The sequence below is a fragment of the Candidatus Avelusimicrobium caledoniensis genome (genome assembly GCF_902756455.1).
Taxonomy (GTDB): domain Bacteria; phylum Elusimicrobiota; class Elusimicrobia; order Elusimicrobiales; family Elusimicrobiaceae; genus Avelusimicrobium; species Avelusimicrobium caledoniense.
Genome location: NZ_CACVRB010000026.1, coordinates 1 through 19933 on the forward strand (window position 1 = coordinate 1; position 19933 = coordinate 19933).

The 19933-nt window shown below is 45.3% G+C and carries 19 protein-coding genes and 1 tRNA gene; 12 read left to right on the forward strand and 8 right to left on the reverse strand.

From position 1 onward, the window contains the following. The first annotated feature begins 284 nt into the window (after positions 1-284). A complete protein-coding gene (locus ACQY2W_RS06245) occupies positions 285-917 on the forward strand; it encodes a type IV pilin protein (RefSeq protein WP_428050469.1) in 633 nt (210 codons plus the stop codon). On the opposite strand, the gene ACQY2W_RS06250 is transcribed toward ACQY2W_RS06245, so the two are convergent. The 5 genes from ACQY2W_RS06250 to yajC all read right to left on the reverse strand — a co-directional run bounded on the left by ACQY2W_RS06250 (position 914) and on the right by yajC (position 5041). Continuing rightward, positions 914-1603, reverse strand: a complete 690-nt coding sequence (locus tag ACQY2W_RS06250; protein ID WP_428050471.1) for a lysophospholipid acyltransferase family protein — start codon at positions 1601-1603, stop codon at positions 914-916. The genes ACQY2W_RS06245 and ACQY2W_RS06250 overlap by 4 nt on opposite strands. 1 nt (position 1604) lies before the next feature. Continuing rightward, positions 1605-2243: a hypothetical protein gene (locus ACQY2W_RS06255; protein ID WP_428050473.1), complete on the reverse strand. Its 639-nt coding sequence runs from the start codon at positions 2241-2243 to the stop codon at positions 1605-1607. Between the two features lie 91 nt (positions 2244-2334). Further along, positions 2335-3315, reverse strand: a complete 981-nt coding sequence (gene secF, locus ACQY2W_RS06260; RefSeq protein ID WP_428050475.1) for a protein translocase subunit SecF — start codon at positions 3313-3315, stop codon at positions 2335-2337. Then, positions 3312-4727 (reverse strand): protein translocase subunit SecD, encoded by a 1416-nt coding sequence (secD, locus tag ACQY2W_RS06265; RefSeq protein WP_428050477.1) that lies wholly within the window; start codon positions 4725-4727, stop codon positions 3312-3314. Before secD ends, secF begins: the two co-directional genes overlap by 4 nt. Beyond that, positions 4727-5041, reverse strand: a complete 315-nt coding sequence (yajC, locus tag ACQY2W_RS06270) for a preprotein translocase subunit YajC (protein WP_428050479.1) — start codon at positions 5039-5041, stop codon at positions 4727-4729. Before yajC ends, secD begins: the two co-directional genes overlap by 1 nt. 184 nt (positions 5042-5225) lie before the next feature. Between yajC and ACQY2W_RS06275 the strand changes: the two genes are divergently transcribed. Continuing rightward, positions 5226-5699, forward strand: coding sequence for a type IV pilin protein (locus tag ACQY2W_RS06275; RefSeq protein WP_428050481.1), 474 nt, complete (start codon positions 5226-5228; stop codon positions 5697-5699). Here the strand turns inward: ACQY2W_RS06275 and ACQY2W_RS06280 are convergent. After that, complete coding sequence (locus ACQY2W_RS06280) at positions 5689-6507, reverse strand: radical SAM protein (protein WP_428050483.1); 819 nt, start codon at positions 6505-6507, stop codon at positions 5689-5691. The two genes, ACQY2W_RS06275 and ACQY2W_RS06280, sit on opposite strands and share 11 nt — an antisense overlap. Before the next feature lie 98 nt (positions 6508-6605). Between ACQY2W_RS06280 and ACQY2W_RS06285 the strand changes: the two genes are divergently transcribed. The 10 genes from ACQY2W_RS06285 to ACQY2W_RS06330 all read left to right on the forward strand — a co-directional run bounded on the left by ACQY2W_RS06285 (position 6606) and on the right by ACQY2W_RS06330 (position 17408). Then, entirely contained in the window at positions 6606-7358 is a 753-nt protein-coding gene (locus ACQY2W_RS06285; RefSeq protein WP_428050485.1) for a hypothetical protein, read from the forward strand. 490 nt (positions 7359-7848) lie between these two features. Beyond that, positions 7849-8739 (forward strand): glycosyltransferase family 2 protein, encoded by an 891-nt coding sequence (locus tag ACQY2W_RS06290; RefSeq protein ID WP_428050487.1) that lies wholly within the window; start codon positions 7849-7851, stop codon positions 8737-8739. After that, complete coding sequence (locus ACQY2W_RS06295; protein WP_428050489.1) at positions 8732-9763, forward strand: GDP-mannose 4,6-dehydratase; 1032 nt, start codon at positions 8732-8734, stop codon at positions 9761-9763. Before ACQY2W_RS06290 ends, ACQY2W_RS06295 begins: the two co-directional genes overlap by 8 nt. Positions 9764-9773: 10 nt before the next feature. Beyond that, a complete protein-coding gene (gmhA, locus tag ACQY2W_RS06300) occupies positions 9774-10349 on the forward strand; it encodes a D-sedoheptulose 7-phosphate isomerase (protein WP_428050491.1) in 576 nt (191 codons plus the stop codon). Between the two features lie 2 nt (positions 10350-10351). Next, complete coding sequence (locus ACQY2W_RS06305; protein ID WP_428050493.1) at positions 10352-11419, forward strand: kinase; 1068 nt, start codon at positions 10352-10354, stop codon at positions 11417-11419. Beyond that, positions 11416-13041 carry a D-glycero-beta-D-manno-heptose 1,7-bisphosphate 7-phosphatase gene (gene gmhB / locus ACQY2W_RS06310; RefSeq protein WP_428050495.1) on the forward strand — a complete coding sequence of 542 codons (1626 nt, stop codon included), beginning with the start codon at positions 11416-11418 and terminating at the stop codon, positions 13039-13041. Before ACQY2W_RS06305 ends, gmhB begins: the two co-directional genes overlap by 4 nt. A gap of 12 nt (positions 13042-13053) precedes the next feature. Then, complete coding sequence (locus ACQY2W_RS06315) at positions 13054-15060, forward strand: glycosyltransferase family protein (RefSeq protein ID WP_428050497.1); 2007 nt, start codon at positions 13054-13056, stop codon at positions 15058-15060. Beyond that, the gene (locus tag ACQY2W_RS06320) at positions 15057-16166 is read left to right on the forward strand and encodes a hypothetical protein (protein WP_428050499.1); all 1110 of its coding nucleotides are present in this window, start codon (positions 15057-15059) and stop codon (positions 16164-16166) included. Before ACQY2W_RS06315 ends, ACQY2W_RS06320 begins: the two co-directional genes overlap by 4 nt. Next, positions 16166-17044 (forward strand): NAD-dependent epimerase/dehydratase family protein, encoded by an 879-nt coding sequence (locus tag ACQY2W_RS06325; RefSeq protein ID WP_428050501.1) that lies wholly within the window; start codon positions 16166-16168, stop codon positions 17042-17044. The genes ACQY2W_RS06320 and ACQY2W_RS06325 overlap by 1 nt, the downstream gene beginning before the upstream one ends. A gap of 1 nt (position 17045) precedes the next feature. Continuing rightward, complete coding sequence (locus ACQY2W_RS06330) at positions 17046-17408, forward strand: cupin domain-containing protein (RefSeq protein ID WP_428050503.1); 363 nt, start codon at positions 17046-17048, stop codon at positions 17406-17408. A gap of 790 nt (positions 17409-18198) precedes the next feature. Here the strand turns inward: ACQY2W_RS06330 and ACQY2W_RS06335 are convergent. Together ACQY2W_RS06335 and ACQY2W_RS06340 are read right to left on the reverse strand one after the other, a co-directional pair. Then, positions 18199-18270: transfer RNA gene (locus ACQY2W_RS06335), tRNA-Arg, on the reverse strand. Positions 18271-18321: 51 nt separating this feature from the next. Continuing rightward, the gene (locus ACQY2W_RS06340) at positions 18322-19617 is read right to left on the reverse strand and encodes a Na+/H+ antiporter NhaC family protein (protein WP_428050505.1); all 1296 of its coding nucleotides are present in this window, start codon (positions 19615-19617) and stop codon (positions 18322-18324) included. Positions 19618-19933 lie beyond the last annotated feature (316 nt).

A 19933-nucleotide genomic window follows, 5' to 3' on the forward strand; every position in this document is an offset into this window, starting at 1 on the left:
ACCGTTTACAAAAAGCGCCAAATCGGAAAAGGAAATTTACATGTTTGAGCGGGTAGCGAGTTTGTAAATTTTCCCGATTTGTCTGCTTTTTGTGGTGCCATGGGGCGGCGGTCTTTTGCTAGCTTTTCTGCCGTCAGAAAAGCGGAGGGGGCTTTTCTGTATATATTTTTCTCTCGCTCGTCATCCCGCAGAGTTTCTATGCGGGATATAGCGAGAGAAAAATAAAAACTTGACATCGTTTTTTTTTTGCTACATTTTATTTAATGAAACAAAGGAGGATTTTTATGGAAAAGAAAAGTAAAAAAAGTTTGTCATGCCGGAAGGTTTTTATCCGGCATCTTCGTATTTTTGTTTCTGATGGGATGATTAACGAGCGAAAAGAAATCAGAAGATCCCGGATTACAAATTTCCGGGATGACAGATCTTTATGTTATAACGGCTTTACGCTTATTGAATTGTTAGTAGTTGTACTTATCATCGGTATTTTGGCGGCGGTGGCGTTGCCGCAGTACAAATTTGCGGTAGCCAAAGCGCGGATGACGCAACTTATTACGTTTGCCAGTTCTGTTAAACAAGCTCAAACAAGATATTACTTGGCGAATGGAACGTATGCAAATAATTGGGATGAAATTGATATTGATTTAACAGGTTATGTAACGAGTGGCGGAACTTTACAGAAAGGGAGCATCGGAAATACTAAAGATCCTTATGCAATATTAAATTACCAAAATAATGGGTTGTATTTTTACGGTGGGACAAATTATTTACCGGGAATTTTGTTAATAGTATTTAATACGCTTAATGTCCGGTCTTGTTATGCTGATGCGAGTAATTCGCAGGCCGTAGATTTATGTAAATTTGTGTGTAAGGTAAAAACACTTAACACCGACGGAAGTTGGAGAAGATGTAATTTCTAGGAGTCCATTTCCGTCGGATCAAAATGTTTTTTGTTGATAAACATTTCGGCCTTGTCGGTCATGGCGTTTAATTGTTTTTCCAATTCTTGGGCGGCACGGGGCATATCCGTGTCGTCTTTTACGTAGATAATATCGCCGTAGCAAAGCGCGGTTTTTCCAAACGGTAGCGGGATACGCATGCGGTCCCACGAGTGGACTTTAAATTTGTGGCTTAGGGCCGAGCCGACGGGAACAATCGGCCAACCTGTCTTTTTGGCTAAAAACAAAATACCCGGTTGCACTTTATAAATCGGGCCGCGCGGGCCGTCGGGCGTGAGCATGGGGGAGTACCCCTCGCGTGTAGCTTGCAATAGTTTGATGAGTGCCCGCGTGCCGCCGCGCGTACTGGATCCGCGCACGGCAAGCATGCCAAACTTCGGCAGACAGCGTGCAATATATTCCCCGTCGCTAGATTGACTGATGAGGGCGGCAATTTTATGTTTGCGGTAAGGATATAACAAGAAAAGCTGTTGGTTGTGCCATATCGCATAAATCACGCCCGGGCCGTTTTTTTCCAGTTCTTCGGCCTTTGGTGTTTTAAACCAGTACACGCGTGTGGTCCAACCCAAAAATACCGAGTAATAATAAGCAAATGAAGACACCAGTGCGTGTTTCCAGTCGTTATAGGGGAGCTGAGTTTTTGCCATATTATTTCTTCCCCTTTTTGCGTGCTTTTTGCCACGGTACTAAAAATACAGCGGTGTAAAACGGGGTAATTGTTTGCTCGGTTAGCGCAATATCTACTTTGTCCGCGTTTAGTTTTTCCAAGATAAGCGGTAAGGTTTTGTCGGCGAGCGTTTTTTCCAAACGGACCGCTTCGCGCAGTAACTTGGGCGCGGCAGATACGCCAAACGGCGGCAAATAAACAAATTGCGGGTCTAACGCTTCGTATTCTTCTTTTTCGGCTTGCTCGCGGACAAGGTCGGTTACAAAGCTGACCGCGCTTTTTAAAAATTCAAAGGATACCGTGCCCGCTACAATCTCGCGCGCCGGGCTGTGGGCTTTGGCGGTGGCTACCCATTGTTCTAGCGCCGGCCCGAGTGTTACCGCACACGCGCTAAACATTTCTTTATGCACGGCACTGTCATCGTCTAACTCCCAATGCGCGTCTTGGTTAAATTCATACACCACGCCGGGGTTGATAGCGGCAAAGCCCTCTAAAATGTATTTGGTAACTTCCAGTTCCGTTGTAAAACCCGCCTGACGCAAAAGTCCGCCGCCGCGCAGTAAGCGGCGCAGAATTTCTTTTTGCCGGGGAGTAATTTTAAACCGTTTTATCTTTCGCATAGTTGCTAACCGTTTGCGTAAATACCTGATTAGATACTGGCGTAAAAGGTTAGCAAAGTCCCCCGGAGCGGGGGGACTTTGCTGTGTAAAACTATCTTCTGTTTTTGCGGTTGCGTTTGTTATTTTTGCGGTTTTGTTCTTTGACAAACGCTTCCACGTTATGTTGGTTGGCCGGGCGGTGTTCGTCCGTAACGAGTTGTCCGTGGCTCCACGTGTAAACAAGCGGAGTCGTCAGCGCAATCGTGCTGTATACACCGGAGATACAACCGATCAGCATCGCAAACGCGAACGAGTTGATTACCTCGCCACCGAAGAAATACAGGATGAACAAGGCAAAGAGAACTGTTAACGTCGTAATAACGGTACGCGAAAGCGTTTCGTTAATAGATGTGTTAATCAGTTCGCCAAAGCTCATTTTGGGGTGTAAGCGGATGTTCTCGCGCATGCGGTCAAAAATAACGATCGTGTCGTTAATGGAGAAACCGGCTACCGTTAAGAAAGCCGCCACGACTACGAGGTCAATTTCCCGCCCCGTAATACAAAACGCGAGCGCCATGACCCACAAATCGTGGAACAAGGCAATCACGCCCGAAAAGCCCCACAAGATGTTGCTAAAGCGGAACGCTACATATACGATGATGAAGAACAACGACAACGCAATCGCTCCGATCGCGCGGTTGGTCATGCTTTCACCGACAGCCGGCCCAACGGAGTTGGTTTGCTGTACGGTGTAGGGCACGTTGAGCGTGTCTAACGCTTTTTCAATGCGGGCTTGTACCACGCCCACTTCGTTAGCGGTGCTTTTTTCGCTGATAGAGAAGGTATTGTCTCCGTACGATTGAATTTCGGAATTGGCGCCGGTAGCCGTTAAGGCCTCGCGCAGTTGGCTCATTTCCACGGGTGCATTAAATTGTACTTGCACCATCGTACCGCCGGTAAAGTCAATGCCCATGTTGAACCCTTTGGTCCAAAAGCAAATCACGCCCGCCACGAGTACCGCGGCAAACAGCGAGAAATAGACTTTGCGGTATTTGAGGAAATCAATATGTGTTTTAGGAAATAAATTCATCATAAGCTGATATCCTTAGTGTTGGAAGTTAAGATGAGCTCGTAAATCGCGCGCGTAACAAATACGGCGGTGAACAAGCTGACTAACAACCCGATGATAAGCGTTACGGCAAACCCTTTGACCGGGCCCGTGCCGAATTGCAATAAACATGCACCGACGATAATGGTGGTGATGTTGGAGTCAAAAATGGCAGACCATGCTTTGTCGTAACCGAGGTTGATTACTTCGTATACCGGTTTGCCTAAGCGTTTTTCTTCGCGCATACGTTCAATGATTAAGACGTTGGCGTCAATAGCCATAGCGAGCGACAAAATCATACCCGCGATACCGGGTAATGTAAGCGTAGCGGAAAAATAGCTCATAGTGGCAATCATCAGTACAAAGTTAAGTAACAAAGCAATATCGGCAATTACGCCGGCCGCTTTGTAATAGATGGCCATAAATACCAAGATTAAAACGAGCGCGTATAACGAAGCGGATAAGCCCGATTTAATAGAGTCTTCGCCCAAGGTCGGTCCGATCGTTTTCTTTTCAATCACTTTGACCGGAGCGGGCAAGGCACCTGCTTTTAAGACGATCGCCAAACTGCGGGCTTCTTCCGGCGAGAAAGAGCCGGTGATTTGGCCGTCTTTGGTAATGCGCGATTGTACCGTCGGGGCAGATTGAATCGTGTTGTCTAACACGATAGCTAATTGTTTGCCGATGTTGGCTCCGGTAAGTTGGCCGAATTTTTTAGCACCTTCGGCATTGAAGGTAAAGGAAACAGCCGGATAGCCGTTGTCGCTCATCATAATCACGCGGGCGTTTTCCAAGTCGGCCCCGGTTACGGTGGCTGTGGCGGTAACTAAACTGTAACCGCCTTCTTTGTTGCGCATGATTTGATAGCCCGCCGGAACGAGTTTGGCAATAGACGGCAGTAAATTGCCGTCGTCATCAAACGGCTTTTCCGTTTTTTCCAAAAGTTCAAAAGCTTTTTGGGCGTCGGTGGTATCGTTTTTTACGATACGAAATTCCAACATGGCCGTCTTGCCGATAAGTTCTTCGGCACGTTGCGGGTCGGACACGCCGGGTAATTGCACCATGATCCATTTGTCGCCTTGTTTGGTGATAGAAGTTTCCGCCACGCCGTATTGGTCAATGCGGTTGCGGATAATTTCAATCGCGCGGGCCATCGCTTCGTTGAGCGGCTCTTTACCGCTGAGCTTGGCCACTTCCAATTCCAAGAGCAAGCTGGAACCGCCGCGCAAATCAAGACCCAAATTGAGCATGTGTTTGGGGCGTTCACCCAAGGTATCTAACGCTTCGCGTTCGGCGAGCGGTTTAGAATACCACCGGTAGTTGGGGTAAATCATATACAACGACCCGAGTAAAATGGTAAGAATGATCCCCCATTTTACGGCTAACTTATTAGACATTACTTCGCTCCTCCTTTGTTATTATCGGCCTGTAAATCTTTTACAAGTCCTACAACGGCGGTTTTAAGTACGTGAATTTTTACGTTTTCCGCCAGTTTGATTTCTAACAGATTGTCTTTGAATCCTGCCACCGTGCCGACGATACCGCCGGACAAAATGACCTCATCTCCCTTCTGTAGTGCGTTTACTTTGGCCGCCAATTCCTGCTCGCGTTTTTTTTGCGAACGGGCCGGCATGAAAATAAGCACCACAAACATAATCGCCATCATCAGCAGAAAAAACATCGTTCCGCCGCCTTGGGCTGTTGTTTCCATGGTACATCCTCCTAATTAGGTAAAGTAAATAGACCCAACTATTTTAGCATATTTCCCGTCGCAAGTGTAGCGCGATTGTGTCAGGGGATGGTTTCTTGTTTTGTGAAAAATAAAAAGGACTTGACATCGTTTTTTTTTTTGATATTTTTTAGTTGTAAGAAAAATATCAAAAAAGGAGAGTCGTATGAAAAACAAACAAGCATTTACGCTGATTGAATTATTGGTAGTCGTGTTAATTATTGGTATTTTGGCGGCGGTGGCTTTGCCGCAATATGAAAAAGCGGTTATCAAAAGCCGTATTGCTACGGTGTTACCCTATCTGCATGCAATAAAAAATGCCGAAGAAGTTTATTATTTGGCGAACGGGGTATACACTAACAATATAGATGATTTGGCGGTAGAGGGGGTATGCCCCAACGGGTGGGCGTGTTATTTAATGCAAGAAGGCGCGCAATCGGTTGGAGCCGTATACAAAGGGGAAAATGAAATGTCTGTTGTAGCGAGCTTTACACACCGAACGGATCAACCCGCGTGGGCAGATATCACCTATTGTTGGACGGCAGGGCCCCAAACTAAATACGATAAGATTTGCAAAAATTTGGGAACGGCTCTGCCGGCGCAGCCGGGGTCTGCCAGTACCCGTTATGCTATTCAGTAAGTTTTGATTTCGCATGCGGGAAATAAATGTCCGCATTTAAGTTTTCTGCGTCTGCATAGGCGCGGATTTCACGAGCCAAATTGTGCCAATAGATAGTGTTTTCTTTAACGTAAATATCTGCATATAGAGGCAATAGGTGCGGGTAATTTTCTTTAACAAAATTAAATACTTTCCGTTGATAGGCCGGGCGCATGTTTAAACTATCAAACGTGTAGCGGTTGGTGTACGGACGCGTTTGTAAAATAATTTCTTTCCAATCGGTAAGTCCCGGTAAAATCGGTGCGATCATTACGGCGGTTTGTAAGCCGTTTTCATGTAATATTTTAAGCGCATTTATTTTTTCCGCGACGCAAGAAGCCCCCGGTTCGGCCCGTTGGCGCAAGGTGTCATCCGATGAGGAAAATGAAAATGTTACTTCGCAACTTGGTAATTGTTTGAGTATATCTATGTCACGCGTGACCAGTGAAGATTTCGTTAATATGTGTACATGGGCTTGGCTAAATTGCAATTGTTTTAGCAGATTGCGCGTCAGTTCATATTGCCGTTCATACGGATTGTAAGGATCGGTAACCGAACTAAGCAACACGTGCGTGTGAAATAATAAGGAAGGTTTTAAAGGAACGGAGCAATACCGTACATCTAAAAAATCGCCCCAGGGTTCTTCGTGCCCGGAGAATTTGCGCATATACTCCGCGTAACAATACACGCATTTGTGCGGACAGCCGACGTACGGATTGATAACGTAATCTACGCCGGGGATCTTGCTTTTAGATAAAAAAGTTTTTACAGGAATTTGTGCAACGGTCATCATATTACGGTATCAGTATATAAACTAATTATTTTTTTGGCAAGACAGCCGACGTGCACCTTATTACAATATATTATCTTAACCAGAGGAGGAAATTAATGCGTAGATTAAGTGTGGGGTTGGTCTGTTTGTGTATGACTTTACCCGGTTTCGGGCAGTTGCAAAAAATCTGTCACTACGGGGTAATGCCGACGGACAATATTACCAGTATGGAGGTAAATCCGTCGCTAAGCGTGGTGGATGACAGCGGGAGTGTTTCCACTTCGCAAGTGACGTTTAAAGGGTATCACGTAATTAACCCAAATTGGAACTGGGGAGTGGAAGTTCCGCTTGCGCGGTTTGAATCGCCGGCTAAATCGGTAAACGGGTTGGGAGATATTATGCTCGCGTTGACCTGGGTGCAACCGGAAACGGCCCATAGTTTGGGATATGGCGCGAAAATGGAACTTATTACACCTACCGCCACCGATAAACGCCTAGGTAGCGGGCAGTTGCAAGCTAGCCCGGCCGTGTTTGCCGTGTGGACAAACGGCAGCGGTTGGTATAGTGCGCTGGGATATAAGCACTATGTATCCGTTATCGGCGAACATAACCGCGAAGATATCAACTACGGACGTATACGTGGGAATATCAGTTATTTATCTGAAAATAAATGGTGGGTGCAAACGAATTGGTATTATTACCAAAATTTTAACGACCGCGGCAAAATGGAATTTGTGCCGGAGTTGGAAATCGGCACGCTTGTCAATGAGGGAACGGCGTTTTATATCAACGGGGGAACCCACGCCGCCGGAAACTGGAAAAGCAAAGATTGGAACGTAAGTATCGGTTTTAAAGTGTTGTATTTATAGTATATTATAAGGAACAAAGTAAATGGGTAACAGATTGCCAATAATGGGTATATTTGTTACAATGAAAAAAGACGTATATGTTGCACTAAGTATTATGTAAGGTTTATTTACATTTTATTCTGTTTTTGGAATCCTATGTAGAATAGGAAGGCACTTTGGGTAAAACCAAGGTTCCATGAGAGTCCAAAGATGGCTGGTTAAGGCAGGGAGTGAAAGGAAGTCATGAGCCTTTTGCTCTCTGCCAAATGTGTCATATAGATATTTTTTTATATGGTACTACGGCTGTTTAGTAACTAGGGCTACTCTCATGGACTTGGCACTATTCGGCCGTTTTATTCGGGTTTTACGGGATTCCAACAATAAGTTGGAGTCCTTTTTTTTAGGGCTTTGCCGGTACGGACTTCTTTGATCGGTTGTCCGGCCGGGTAGCTGTACGTGGCAAGTAACTGGGATTAGCTGCTTGCCACTGGATTTTGAAGTTATTGTTTATATGACAAATGCCGCCTTGCCGCTTATCAGTATCGTCTTGCCCGTGTATAATTCGGGTAAAACATTAGGGGCTTGTTTACAATGTTTGCAAAAACAGACATACCCTAATTTGGAGATTGTTGCGGTCTACTTGGCCAGCGAGGACGATACCTTAGCTAAATTACAAGCGTTTTCCGGACGTTCGTTGCGTATTGTTTATCAACAAGAGAAAAACGGTCCCGGCGGGGCGCGTAATTTGGGTGTGGCTGCCGCTAAAGGGGCATACATTGGTTTCATGGAAGCGGATGATATTGTTCCATCCGATTTTTACGAGCAGTTGTTTACTTGTATACATAAGGAACAGAGTGATATTGCGGTGGGGGTGACTCTATCCCAAGGTAAACCGATGGGACAGCCCGGAGCCGGCGTGGTGAAGGGGTTTTCTCCGTCGTTTTCACGGTTGCCGCACGGCGGATGTTTTGACAAGTTATTTAAGGCCGAACTGATAAAACCGTTGCGCTTTGCCGAAAATTGCCGTTGGGAAGATAACCCGTTTATATTGCAGGCCTTTTGGAGGGCTCGTCAGGTAAGTTTTACGCCGCTAGCACGCTATACGTATATGCCGTCTTTATGGAGCGCAAATTACTACCGCAAATTGCAAGAGGATCTTTTTACGGTCGCCCGGCCAATGATGGACTTTATTTGCCAACAACCGCAAGCAACAAGCCGTGATAAAGCATGGGTTAAACGTAAAATTTGCGATTGGATGGGAAATCCGTTTTTAATAGAGCCGGGTGTTTATCCGAGATTATCTGCCTTGTTGGGCCACCCTTTATTTTTAAAGGTGCGTTATTACCGGTTGCGGTTTAAACAATTTAGACATAAATTTTACAGGAGAAAAAAACATGACTAAAAAGAAAGCATTGATTACCGGAATCACCGGAATGGTAGGTTCCCATTTGGCAGATTTTCTGCTTAAAAACACCGATTGGGAAATTTACGGCATGTGCCGTTGGCGTAGCCCGCTTGATAATATCGCTCATTTGATTGACGACATCAATGCAAAAAAACGCGTACACCTTGTGTATGGCGATTTGCGCGACACAATGTCGTTAGATAATGTGGTTAAAAGCGTAGTGCCTGATTATGTCTTCCATTTGGCTGCCCAAAGCTATCCTAAAACCAGTTTTGATGCTCCGTTAGATACATTAGATACCAATATACAAGGTACGGCCCGCGTGTTGGAAGCACTTAAAAAATATGCGCCCAAAGCTATTATTCACGTTTGCGCCTCGTCAGAAGTGTTTGGCCGCGTATCTAAAGAAAAATTGGCCCAAATGAACGGGATGATTAACGAAGAATGTACCTTCCACCCGGCCTCCCCGTATGCTATTTCCAAAGTTGGCACCGATTTAATCGGTCGCTATTATGCGCAAGCATTTGGTATGACCGTTATGACTACGCGTATGTTTACCCATACCGGCCCGCGCCGCGGAGATGTATTTGCCGAGAGCACATTTGCCAAACAAATTGCCATGATTGAAGCCGGGCTTATTCCGCCGGTGCTCAAAGTTGGCAATTTGGACTCCTTGCGCACCTTTGCCGACGTGCGCGATGCTGTGCGTGCTTATTACATGCTTTTGACCGTTAACCCCATCCCCGGCGAGTATTACAACATCGGCGGGGCCTATACGTGCAAGGTAGGCGATATGCTTAATTTTCTTTTATCCTTATCCCCGATGAAAGACAAAATCAAAATTGAAGTAGACCCGGAACGCTTGCGCCCGATTGATGCGGACCTGCAAATCCCGGACACCTCTAAATTCAACAAACATACAGGGTGGAAACCGGAAATTCCGTTTGAAAAAACGATGACCGACCTGCTTAATTATTGGCGCGAACGCGTCAAACACGGCGAAAAATTCTTACAACGCTAGGGGGTAACTTATGAAGGAAACCATTACACAAGGTTTTGATACGATTAGCCAAAACTTTTTGCGTTTGAAAGAAAAAGCAGACACCGTTGAAAAAATTGCCCAAGCGTGGATCGCGGCCTTGGGTAACGGTAATAAAGTTATTTTTTGCGGGAACGGCGGCTCGGCGGCCGATTCGCAACATTTATCGGCCGAACTAATGGGCCGTTATAAATTTGACCGCAACCCGATGCCGGCTATGAGCTTGACGACCGATACCTCTGCCTTAACCGCGATCGGCAACGATTACGGGTACGACAAGGTCTTTTCCCGCCAACTGCGCGGAATCGGCCGCAAAGGCGACGTGCTGGTGGGTATTTCCACCTCGGGCAACTCTAAAAATATTTTAGATGCGTTTGCCGTAGCTAAAGAAAAGGGAATTACTACGATCGCTTTTACCGGCGAAGCCGGCGGGAAAATGAAAGAATCGGCGGATATTTGCTTAAACGTGCCGTCTAACACGACCAACAATATCCAAGAAATGCACATTGCCTGCGGGCATATGATTTGCGGACTGGTGGAGGCGCACTTCTTTAAACCTGCGAACTGATAATGATTATTACACGGACTCCTTACCGGATTAGTTTTTTTGGCGGCGGCACGGACTACCATACGTATTATGAACAGTATGGCGGGGATGTGCTGTCCACCAGTATCAATCATTACAATTATTTAAGTTGCCGTTTTCTGCCGCCGTTTCACGCGGAATACCGCAACCGTATCGCGTGGCGTATTTTGGAATATCCGGAAAGAGTAGAAGATATCCAACACAACGCTATCCGCGCGGCGTTACTTCATTACGGCGTTACGCAAGGGGTGGAAATCAGCAACCAGTGCGACTTGCCGGCCCGTTCGGGTCTCGGGTCCAGTTCGTCTTTCTGCGCGGGGCTAATCAAAGGTATTTACGCGCTTAAAGAGCAGATGATTTCCAAATACGGCCTTGCGCGCGAAACCATTAAATTAGAGCGTGAAATTTTAAAAGAAAACGGCGGCATACAGGACCAAATTGCGGCTGTTTACGGCGGGCTTAATCACATCCATATCAATCATAACGGGTCGTTTTCCGTAGAGCCGGTAGTGATGGACGAAAAACGCAAAGCGCAATTTAACGAGCGGTTGCTGCTCTTTTTTACCGGCGTAGCGCGTACGAGTAGTGAAGTAGCCAAAAAGCAAGTGGCGTGCACGAAAGACAAAACCGCGCAACTTCAGCAAATGCAAGCCATGGTGCGCGAGGCGTGCCAGATACTTACGTCGCACACGACGGACCTGTCCGAATTTGGCAAGCTGTTGCATGAAACGTGGCTGTTAAAACGTTCGCTGACGGACGCTATCAGCACCTCGCTGATTGACGAAATTTACAGCACGGCGCGGGATAACGGTGCTATCGGCGGTAAAATTTTAGGGGCCGGTGGCGGCGGGTTTATCCTGTTTTATGTGGAGCCGGAAAACCAGCTTAAAGTCAAAAAGGCACTTCGCAATTTAATTCACGTACCGTTTAAATTTGACGACCAAGGGTGTCAGACTGTTTTGTATGCGCCCAAGCATTATCACCCGTCCACGTACGAAAAGTTGGACTATATCCACATGCAAAATAAAGAAGAGGTGAAACTCAAACCGTGAAAGTAGTTATTTTAGCCGGAGGATTCGGCACGCGTTTGCAAAGTGTGGTCAAGGAATTACCCAAACCGATGGCCCCTATCGGGGACAGCCCTTTTTTGGATATTCTGATGCAGAAACTTTTGCAATACGGCGCGGATGAGTTTGTCCTGTGTGTGTCGTACAAGCGTGAGAAAATACAGGAGTATTTCGGCGATTATTTTTACGGCGTGCCGGTGCGTTATTCGGTGGAAGAAGAGCCACTGGGCACGGGGGGAGCCATTAAGCAAGCGTTTGAGCAATTTAAGTTGGATAGCGCGCTGGTGCTTAACGGCGATACGTACGTGCAACTTGATTACCGCGCGTTTTTTGAGCAAATGCAAGGCGAAAAAATCGGGCTTGTGCTTAAAGAGGTGCCGGATGCTTCGCGCTATGGGCTTGTGCAAACGCAGGACGGCCGCGCCGTGAAATTTTGCGAGAAATCGGACGCGGTGCAAGCGGGGCTTATCAATGCGGGTATTTATTACCTGACAAACGAAATTTTTTCCCGCGAACTTCCCCGTAAATTTTCCTTTGAAAAAGAGTTGTTAGAGCCGCAAGTATCGTCATTAAAACCACTGTTTTTTAAGGCGGAAGATTATTTTATTGATATCGGCTTGCCGTCCAGTTACGCCCAAGCGTGCCGGGAACTTAAAGACGTAGTCGGCGCGCATAAAAATAAGGCGCTCTTTTTGGACCGTGACGGCGTGATAAATGTAGATACGCATTACGTGCACGAAATTGACAAATGCCAATTTGTGGACGGTATTTTTGATTTGTGCCGCGCGGCCAAAGCCAAGGGGTATAAAATTGTGGTCGTAACCAATCAGGCCGGAATTGCCAAAGGAAAATATACAGAAGAAGATTATTTTAAATTTAGGGATTTTGTCCACGCGCGTTTTGCGGCGGAAAACTGCCCGATTGATGCGGAGTATTATTGCCCGTTCCACGAGGACGGAACGGTGGAAAAGTACCGCAAAGCGTCTTGGGACCGCAAACCCAATCCGGGTATGATTTTACGCGCCGTGAAAGAACTGGACCTTGACGTAAAAAAATCAATTTTAATTGGCGACAAGCAAAGCGATATTGATGCCGGCAAAAATGCGGGTGTGGAATGGTGTAAGCTTGTGAGGGAAAAACAGGACATAGGTGACACGTTAGATTTTATAGTGGGGGAGAAGAAACTACAAAAACAAGGAAAAAAAGCAGTGCTTGTGGTGGGGGCTAGAAATTTTGGAAAAACGACAACAATTCTGTATTGTGTAAATAAATACGATCAACAGAAAAAAAACAGAAAAAAACTATTAAACAAATTTTATCACTTTGCAGGAGGTAAAAATGTGTTTGTTCAGGGGCAGTCTCCCTCTGAAAGAGGCCGTAGCTTAAAAGATTTGTTAAAAGGGGAAAAACCGGAATATTTGATTGTTGCGGAACAAATTGACGGTAAACGGCGAGAAGAAACGAAAGCGTATTTAGAAGCGGAAGGATACGAGATTACAGTTTTTACGATACCACACACCGGTGTGCATTGGACTTATGTATTGGGGGGGATACCTTCACAACAGATTTTGAATAAACGAGCCGCTGATATTTTTAACGCTTTATAATAGGAGATATATATGAAAATAGCATTTTTTAATATATTTGGTGAAATGAAAAATGCGGAGCAAGAAACGTTACTTCGTTTAGAATATTGCTTTCAGAAGTTTGGTCATTCTTTAGTAGTTTTTAATAGAGAAGGTTTAATCATTTCTCAGGGTAAAGATAAGGGGAAATATGTTGAAGATGTCCACCCAGATTTTATGTTTACCTATAATACTCTGGACCTAGCTGTTATGACATTTCCTGATATTTTTTCAGTATTTTTCCACTGGTCTCCTTTAGGATTTGTGGCTAATTTCCAAACCTTATTAGAGTTACAAGCATTTAATATTTATGATATGTTTGCCACAACTTACGAACAAGATGTTTTTAACAGGGTCGCAAATATAACCACGTATGCTATCCCTTTCATAGGGTCTTCCGTTCCTGCTGACTTTGCAGTTCCTGCACGAGAACATACGGATAGAAGATTGTTTTATGTGGGAATCAATTTTGAACGAAAATTAGTAAAGATGCGTTATGAAGAGTTGTTTAAAAATTTAGATGCTTCTAGTAAGATCGATATATATGGGCCTATGAAGGTTTATGGGCACAAAAATTTATGGGCTGGTTTTAAATGTTATAGGGGAGAGATACCTTTTGATGGAAAATCTATTATAAGAAAAATCAATGAAGCTGGAGTTTGTTTGGCAATTAATTCACCTATGCATACCGATGCGAATGGAGTATCAAATAGAACGTATGAAGCAGCAGCAGCAGGTGCTTTGATTATTTCTGATGATAATAAATTTGTTCGCCATTATTTCAAGGATACAGTCTTTTATATCGGCAGAGATTTGTCGGAAGAAGAATCTTCCAAAAAGATTTTAAATATACTGGAATGGGCTAATGAGAATCCAAAGGATGCCTATGAAATGGCTAAATCTTCAAATGAAATTTTTATCAAACAACTATCTTTAGAAAAAATGGTTGAAGAAACTTTAGATAAGGTTGTTAAGGTTAAAAACATTTTGCAGGATAAAGAGCGACAGCACGATATCGTAGATATTATATGTTTTGTGGATAGTGTGGATGATTTCAAGAAAATATATAAACAGTTAAAAAAACAGTTTTACAAAAATCTTCATCTTATAATTATCTCTGTGCCAAAAATTTATGAAGATGTAAAAAAATTATCTGATTTTAAAATTGATTTTGTTGAAAAAGATGCTGAATTTAAAGGACGGTCTTTTTATAGAGCTATAAAATATTTACAAGGAAAATATTTTATGTTTATAGACAAAGCGTCTATTATGCATCAAAGACACATCTATAAAAATTTGGACATTCTAAAAAATCACGATACACTTTTTTCATATTCGGGATGTTATCTTAAAAATAAAAATAGTTATACAACGCTTAGTTCATCTCCTATTTTGAGAGATGAATTTCTAAGCTTTTCACACGCATATGGAATAGACTGGCATGCTAGAGATATGCAGAGTCTTTTTATAGAGACAATTTTCTCGCGCGGTTGTGCGCTGTTTAAAAAAGAAATTCTTGATTTTTGCGATGAAAAAGAAATCACATACATAAGTGATAGTGTTCATTTCTATTTGGCTTGCTGTTCAATTATTAAAGCGAAAAAATTGGGTCGTTTTACGTATACGTGTACAACGGGGTATCAAGCAAATTCTTTACAAGAGATAAATGAAAAAATATTTACTTATCGTAGATACTGGAATGAGAATTGTCGTTCTGCGCGCACGTACATTAAAGAAATGAATGAAGCATTTTTTAAGTATACTTTTGAGACAACTCCGGATTTTTTTCCACACCGTCGTGAACCAATTTTGTGGTTTAAGGATGTTACGGTAACTCAGACACCGGTCCAATCATCGCCAATCACGTATAGCAAATGGATGCAAAAAATCTTACAACGGGCAGAAAAATATCATATCACACGTATGCCGCGTTTTATGTACAAAATATTTTCACAATACTGTAAATTTAAATCGTTAATAAATAAGGAGCATAAAAAATGAAAGTAACTATTACTACCACCACTATTCACGTGCCGCATTTGATTGAGGACTACATCAAAGATGTGATTAAATACAACCGCCAAAAGGATGTAGATTTCGTCATTACCGGCGACAAAAAAACCCCGGCAGAGGCCAAAACCTATTGCCAAGAATTAGAAAAAAAATACAACATCCCCGTCTTATTTATGGATGTGGAAGATCAAAATAAATATTTAGAGAAATACGCCAAACTCAAAGGATATTTGCCGTGGGCTTGTATCCAACGCCGCCAAGTGGCTATCTTAAAAGCATACGAACAAGGCGCAGATATTATTGTTTTAATTGATGACGATAACTATATCGCGTGCGAAGATTACGTCGGCAAACATTTAGCCCTAGGTAGCAAAACCGCGTTGGAAACGGTTTCTTCTCCGACGGGTTGGTATAACATTTGCGAAGATTTGCAAGACCGCCAAGGCCGCAAATTCTATCCGCGCGGCTACTCGTGGATTGACCGTGTGGACGAAGTAAAAGATATCAAACGCTCTACCGAAAATATCCGCACCGTCGTAAATGCGGGCTTTTGGCTTGGCGACCCGGACTTAGACGCCGTCACCCGTTTGGCCGCACCCATTGACGTAATTGCCTATAAAAAAGAAAATAATTACGCGCTTGCTAAAAACACCTACTCGCCGTTTAACAGCCAAAACACGGCTATCCACCGCGATATCGTGCCCGTCTATTTCTTAGTACCCGATATCGGACGTTTTGACGATATTTGGTCCTCTTACATCGTGGAACGTATTGCGTGGCACATGGGCGATTATGTGTCCTATGGTCAGCCGCTTGTTAAACAAATCCGCAACGACCATGACTATTGGGTGGATGCCTACGCCGAAGAAATGGGTACGAAAATGACAACCGATTTCTGCAACTGGTTACGCGAAATTAAACTCACGGGGAAAACATATCTTTCCTGCGGTATTGAGTTAATGGATAAACTCAAAAACTTAATTGATGCCTTGCCCAACGATAAATTGCCTTACAAAAACCGCGCATACGTCAATCAAGTGATTGACGGCCATAAAGTGTGGTTTGAAACTATGGCTAAAATGGGAGTGAAATAATGTACTTGGTGATAGGCGCAAGCGGGTTTTTGGGCCGCTATTGTATTAAAAATATCTTGGAAAAAACGTCCGACACGGTGGTTGCTACCTACTCGTCCTCCGTGCCGGAGTTTTCTCACCCGCGTGTACAATGGGTGCAAGCCGATGTGCGTAATGCCCAAGAAATAGACCGCTTAAATGCGTTCCTCGTGCCCGGCACAAAAGCTATCTATTTGGCCGCCTACCACCACCCCGATAAAGTGGAAGAAAACCCCACCTTGGCGTGGGATATCAACATCACCGCGCTTAGCTATGCGGTGAATCATTTATCCAACTTGTCCTGTTTTTATTACGCGTCCACCGATACCGTTTACGGCGAGGGGGAAAAAGATAAGCCGTTTACGGAAGAAAGCCCGCTATCCCCCGTCAACCGCTACGGCGCACATAAAGTGTTGGCGGAACAAATCACGCTCGCGCACGGGTTTAATGTGGTACGCTTTCCGTTTATTTTCGGGCCGAGTTTGGTGGAAGGCCGCCCGCATTTCTTTGATAAAATTAAACAAGCTCTTTCCGACGGGCGCAGCGTGGAAATGTTTGAAGATTCCTTCCGCTCCACGCTGAGTTTTAACCAATGCGCGGGTTTTTTGATAGACTTAATAGAGCGTTACGGCGCATGTGAAGAGCGGGTAATAAATATCGCCGCCGATACGCCGATGTCCAAGTACGATGCGGCCGTTGTGCTGGCTGAAAAATTCGGCTTGGATAAAACGCTTGTTAAACCGATTTCTATTAAAAATACAAACGCTATCTTTAAAGCCCGCCGCGCCGAAACGGCGGTGCTAAATAATAGTAAATTGAAAAAATTATTAAACCTAAAAGAAATTCACTTGGAGCTATAAAATGTTAATCAAATTTATTGAGCCGGACTTCCAATTTGCCGACGAGCGCGGCTCGCTCACCCAACTGGTGCACGACGGGTGGAAACAGGTTAATTACATTACCAGCGCGGCCGGAGCGGTGCGCGGAAACCACTTTCACAAAGAAAATAAAGAGGCCTTTTTTGTAGCGGAGGGGGCTTTTAAATTGGATGTGGAACACGCGCAAACCCACGAAAAAGAAACGTACCAGATCAAAAAGGGCGACTTCTTTGTGATTTATCCGCACGTGTTACATAGTTTTACCTATACCGCGCCGACGGTACTGATATCATTTTATGATAACGGCGTGGAACGCCCCGACGGCACAAAAGATATTTTTAAATAGCTGTAACGATAGTTTATTTTATAATTAAAAACCCCGCTTTATGCGGGGCTTTTTAATTTGCACTCGGCTAGGTCGTCGGCCACAAGTCGGCTCGTTGACCCTCGCCGCTCGCTTTTCGGCGGGAGTCCCCTGCGGTCGTTTTGCTGACGCAAAACGCCTCCGGGCCGGGCCTCGCGGTTTTTGCCTTTCGCGCACTCGCCTTCGGCGTACGCTCAAACAAAAACATCGCTCCGGCCTTTCGCCTCCCGACGCGGGCCAAGCAGTTGGCCCGCTCCGAGCATAAAATTTAAATTTCTCGGCGGTCGTCGCCTTCCGGTAAAATCTCTGACGAGATTTTCCTGCAGGCCGGGCTCGCGGTACTCGCCTTGCGGCGCGGTAAAGCACGCAGGGGGTGTGCTCTCGCGACAAATTAAAAAACCCCGCACAAGGCGGGGGGTTTAATTTGCACTCGGCTAGGTCGTCGGCCACAAGTCGGCTCGTTGACCCTCGCCGCTCGCGGCCCCGGCTCGCCATCCTCGCCTTTCGTTCGCGCGCTGCGCAAACTCAAACTCGGATATGGCTGCGCCTTTCGACTCCCGACGCGGGCCAAGCAGTTGGCCCGCTCCGAGCATAAAATTAAATTTCTCGGCGGTCGTCGCCTTCCGGTAAAATCTCTGACGAGATTTTCCTGCAGGCCGGGCTCGCGGTACTCGCCTTGCGGCGCGGTAAAGCACGCCCGACGCGGGCCAAGCAGTTGGCCCGCTCCGAGCATAAAATTTAAGCCCCCCAAAAAATTGGGGGGCTTAAATCTTGCGCTCGGCGGGAGTCGAACCCACATTTCCAGCTTCGGAGGCTGACGCTCTATCCATTGAACTACGAGCGCGTAAATCTATCTCTATTTTATCAAATTATCGGTTTAGCGTGGTAAGGCGTGTTAAATACTATCTGCCCGGGCCGTTTGTTTTCGCGGTAACCCAAGCGCAATCGCCACGAGTGCCCCTACTCCTAACAAATACGGATAATATAAATACCGCATAATATGCACGGGGGCTATGCCTGATAAACTGGCGGCCATGAGCAGTTGCGCACCGTACGGGATAATGCCTTGCACCACGCACGAGAAAATATCTAATAAACTGGCCGCTCGGTTGGGTGCAATATGAAATTTCTGCGCAATTTCTTTAGCAATCGGTCCGGCCATGATTAGCGCAATCGTATTGTTGGCGGTGCAGACGTTAGCAAAACTCACAACGGCTGCCAAACTCAGTTCCGCGCCTTTGCGGCTTTCAATACGGGCCGTTGCCTTTTGGATAATCCACGCAAGTGCGCCGTTATGACGCATTAGTTCCAGCGTGCCGCCCGCCAGTAGCGTAACAATAATCAGCTCTCCCATACCGTTAATGCCCGCACCGATAGCCGTCGTCCAACCCCATACGCTAAATGCTCCGGTCAGTAACCCAATCACGCCGCACAACAGCGTACCTCCCAGCAACACAACCATTACATTTGCACCCATTACTGCCGCGCAAAGTACCGCCAAATATGGCAACACGTGCCACCAATTGACGGCAGTATGAGTAAATAACCGGGCCGAGGTGCTACCCTCAAAAATATAAAGTATCGTGGTAACAAGGGCAAGCGGCATCACAATATGAAAATTCGTTTTGAACTTATCAGCCATTTTGCAACCTTGCGTGCGGGTAGCGACGATAGTTGTATCGGAAATGACGGATAAATTGTCGCCAAACATTGCTCCGCTGACAACCACCGCACTCATCAGTGCGGGGGATATTTGCGTTTGCGAAGCCAGGCCGGCGGCTACGGGTGTCAAGGCGACAATTGTGCCGACAGACGTTCCCACCGAAACCGAAATTACACACGCCGCTAAAAATAGCCCCGCCGCCAACATATTGCCCGGCACAATAGATAACGTGAGATTGACAGCCGCGTCTACCGCGCCCATGGCTTTGGCGGTTTGGGCAAATCCGCCCGCCAAAATGAAAATCATAACCATCAGCATAATGTTGGGGTTAGCCGCGCCTTTGCAAAATAATTCAATGCGCGCATGCAACGTGGATAATTTCGTTTGCCAAACAGCCACGACCGCGGCCAGCACAAACGCGACGGTAATGGGCATTTTGTAAAAATCGCCCGCCGCCAACGACACAGCCACATACGATACTAAAAATACAATTAACGGTAGTAACGCCCACGGGTTTTCTTGTTTCATGGAAATTATATTATAGCAGTTTGGTTTTTGCGGTTGTTGCACTGCAAAGCAACAATGCAAAAAGAGTGTGGCTACAAGTAAGTGAAAGTTGACGTCTTTATTTGCCTGCTCCCGGCAAGACCAACAAAAGCACCGTCAATGAAATTCCCTATTGCTAAAATATCGCATTAAAAGCAAACAGAGGTTCTAGGCCTCACGCCTGCCCCCGGCAAGGGCCTTTTCTGTATATATTTTTCTCTCGCTCGTCATCCCGCAGGGTTTCTATGCGGGATATAGCGAGAGAAAAATAAAAACTTGACATCGTTTTTTTTTTTGC

Excerpts from the sequence above, each read along its gene's own strand:
- ACQY2W_RS06245 (WP_428050469.1), top strand. The coding sequence starts at position 285 with ATGGAAAAGAAAAGTAAAAAAAGTTTGTCATGCCGGAAGGTTTTTATC.
- ACQY2W_RS06250 (WP_428050471.1), bottom strand. The coding sequence starts at position 1,603 with ATGGCAAAAACTCAGCTCCCCTATAACGACTGGAAACACGCACTGGTG.
- ACQY2W_RS06255 (WP_428050473.1), bottom strand. The coding sequence starts at position 2,243 with ATGCGAAAGATAAAACGGTTTAAAATTACTCCCCGGCAAAAAGAAATT.
- secF (WP_428050475.1), bottom strand. The coding sequence starts at position 3,315 with ATGATGAATTTATTTCCTAAAACACATATTGATTTCCTCAAATACCGC.
- secD (WP_428050477.1), bottom strand. The coding sequence starts at position 4,727 with ATGTCTAATAAGTTAGCCGTAAAATGGGGGATCATTCTTACCATTTTA.
- yajC (WP_428050479.1), bottom strand. The coding sequence starts at position 5,041 with ATGGAAACAACAGCCCAAGGCGGCGGAACGATGTTTTTTCTGCTGATG.
- ACQY2W_RS06275 (WP_428050481.1), top strand. The coding sequence starts at position 5,226 with ATGAAAAACAAACAAGCATTTACGCTGATTGAATTATTGGTAGTCGTG.
- ACQY2W_RS06280 (WP_428050483.1), bottom strand. The coding sequence starts at position 6,507 with ATGACCGTTGCACAAATTCCTGTAAAAACTTTTTTATCTAAAAGCAAG.
- ACQY2W_RS06285 (WP_428050485.1), top strand. The coding sequence starts at position 6,606 with ATGCGTAGATTAAGTGTGGGGTTGGTCTGTTTGTGTATGACTTTACCC.
- ACQY2W_RS06290 (WP_428050487.1), top strand. The coding sequence starts at position 7,849 with ATGACAAATGCCGCCTTGCCGCTTATCAGTATCGTCTTGCCCGTGTAT.
- ACQY2W_RS06295 (WP_428050489.1), top strand. The coding sequence starts at position 8,732 with ATGACTAAAAAGAAAGCATTGATTACCGGAATCACCGGAATGGTAGGT.
- gmhA (WP_428050491.1), top strand. The coding sequence starts at position 9,774 with ATGAAGGAAACCATTACACAAGGTTTTGATACGATTAGCCAAAACTTT.
- ACQY2W_RS06305 (WP_428050493.1), top strand. The coding sequence starts at position 10,352 with ATGATTATTACACGGACTCCTTACCGGATTAGTTTTTTTGGCGGCGGC.
- ACQY2W_RS06315 (WP_428050497.1), top strand. The coding sequence starts at position 13,054 with ATGAAAATAGCATTTTTTAATATATTTGGTGAAATGAAAAATGCGGAG.
- ACQY2W_RS06320 (WP_428050499.1), top strand. The coding sequence starts at position 15,057 with ATGAAAGTAACTATTACTACCACCACTATTCACGTGCCGCATTTGATT.
- ACQY2W_RS06325 (WP_428050501.1), top strand. The coding sequence starts at position 16,166 with ATGTACTTGGTGATAGGCGCAAGCGGGTTTTTGGGCCGCTATTGTATT.
- ACQY2W_RS06330 (WP_428050503.1), top strand. The coding sequence starts at position 17,046 with ATGTTAATCAAATTTATTGAGCCGGACTTCCAATTTGCCGACGAGCGC.
- ACQY2W_RS06340 (WP_428050505.1), bottom strand. The coding sequence starts at position 19,617 with ATGAAACAAGAAAACCCGTGGGCGTTACTACCGTTAATTGTATTTTTA.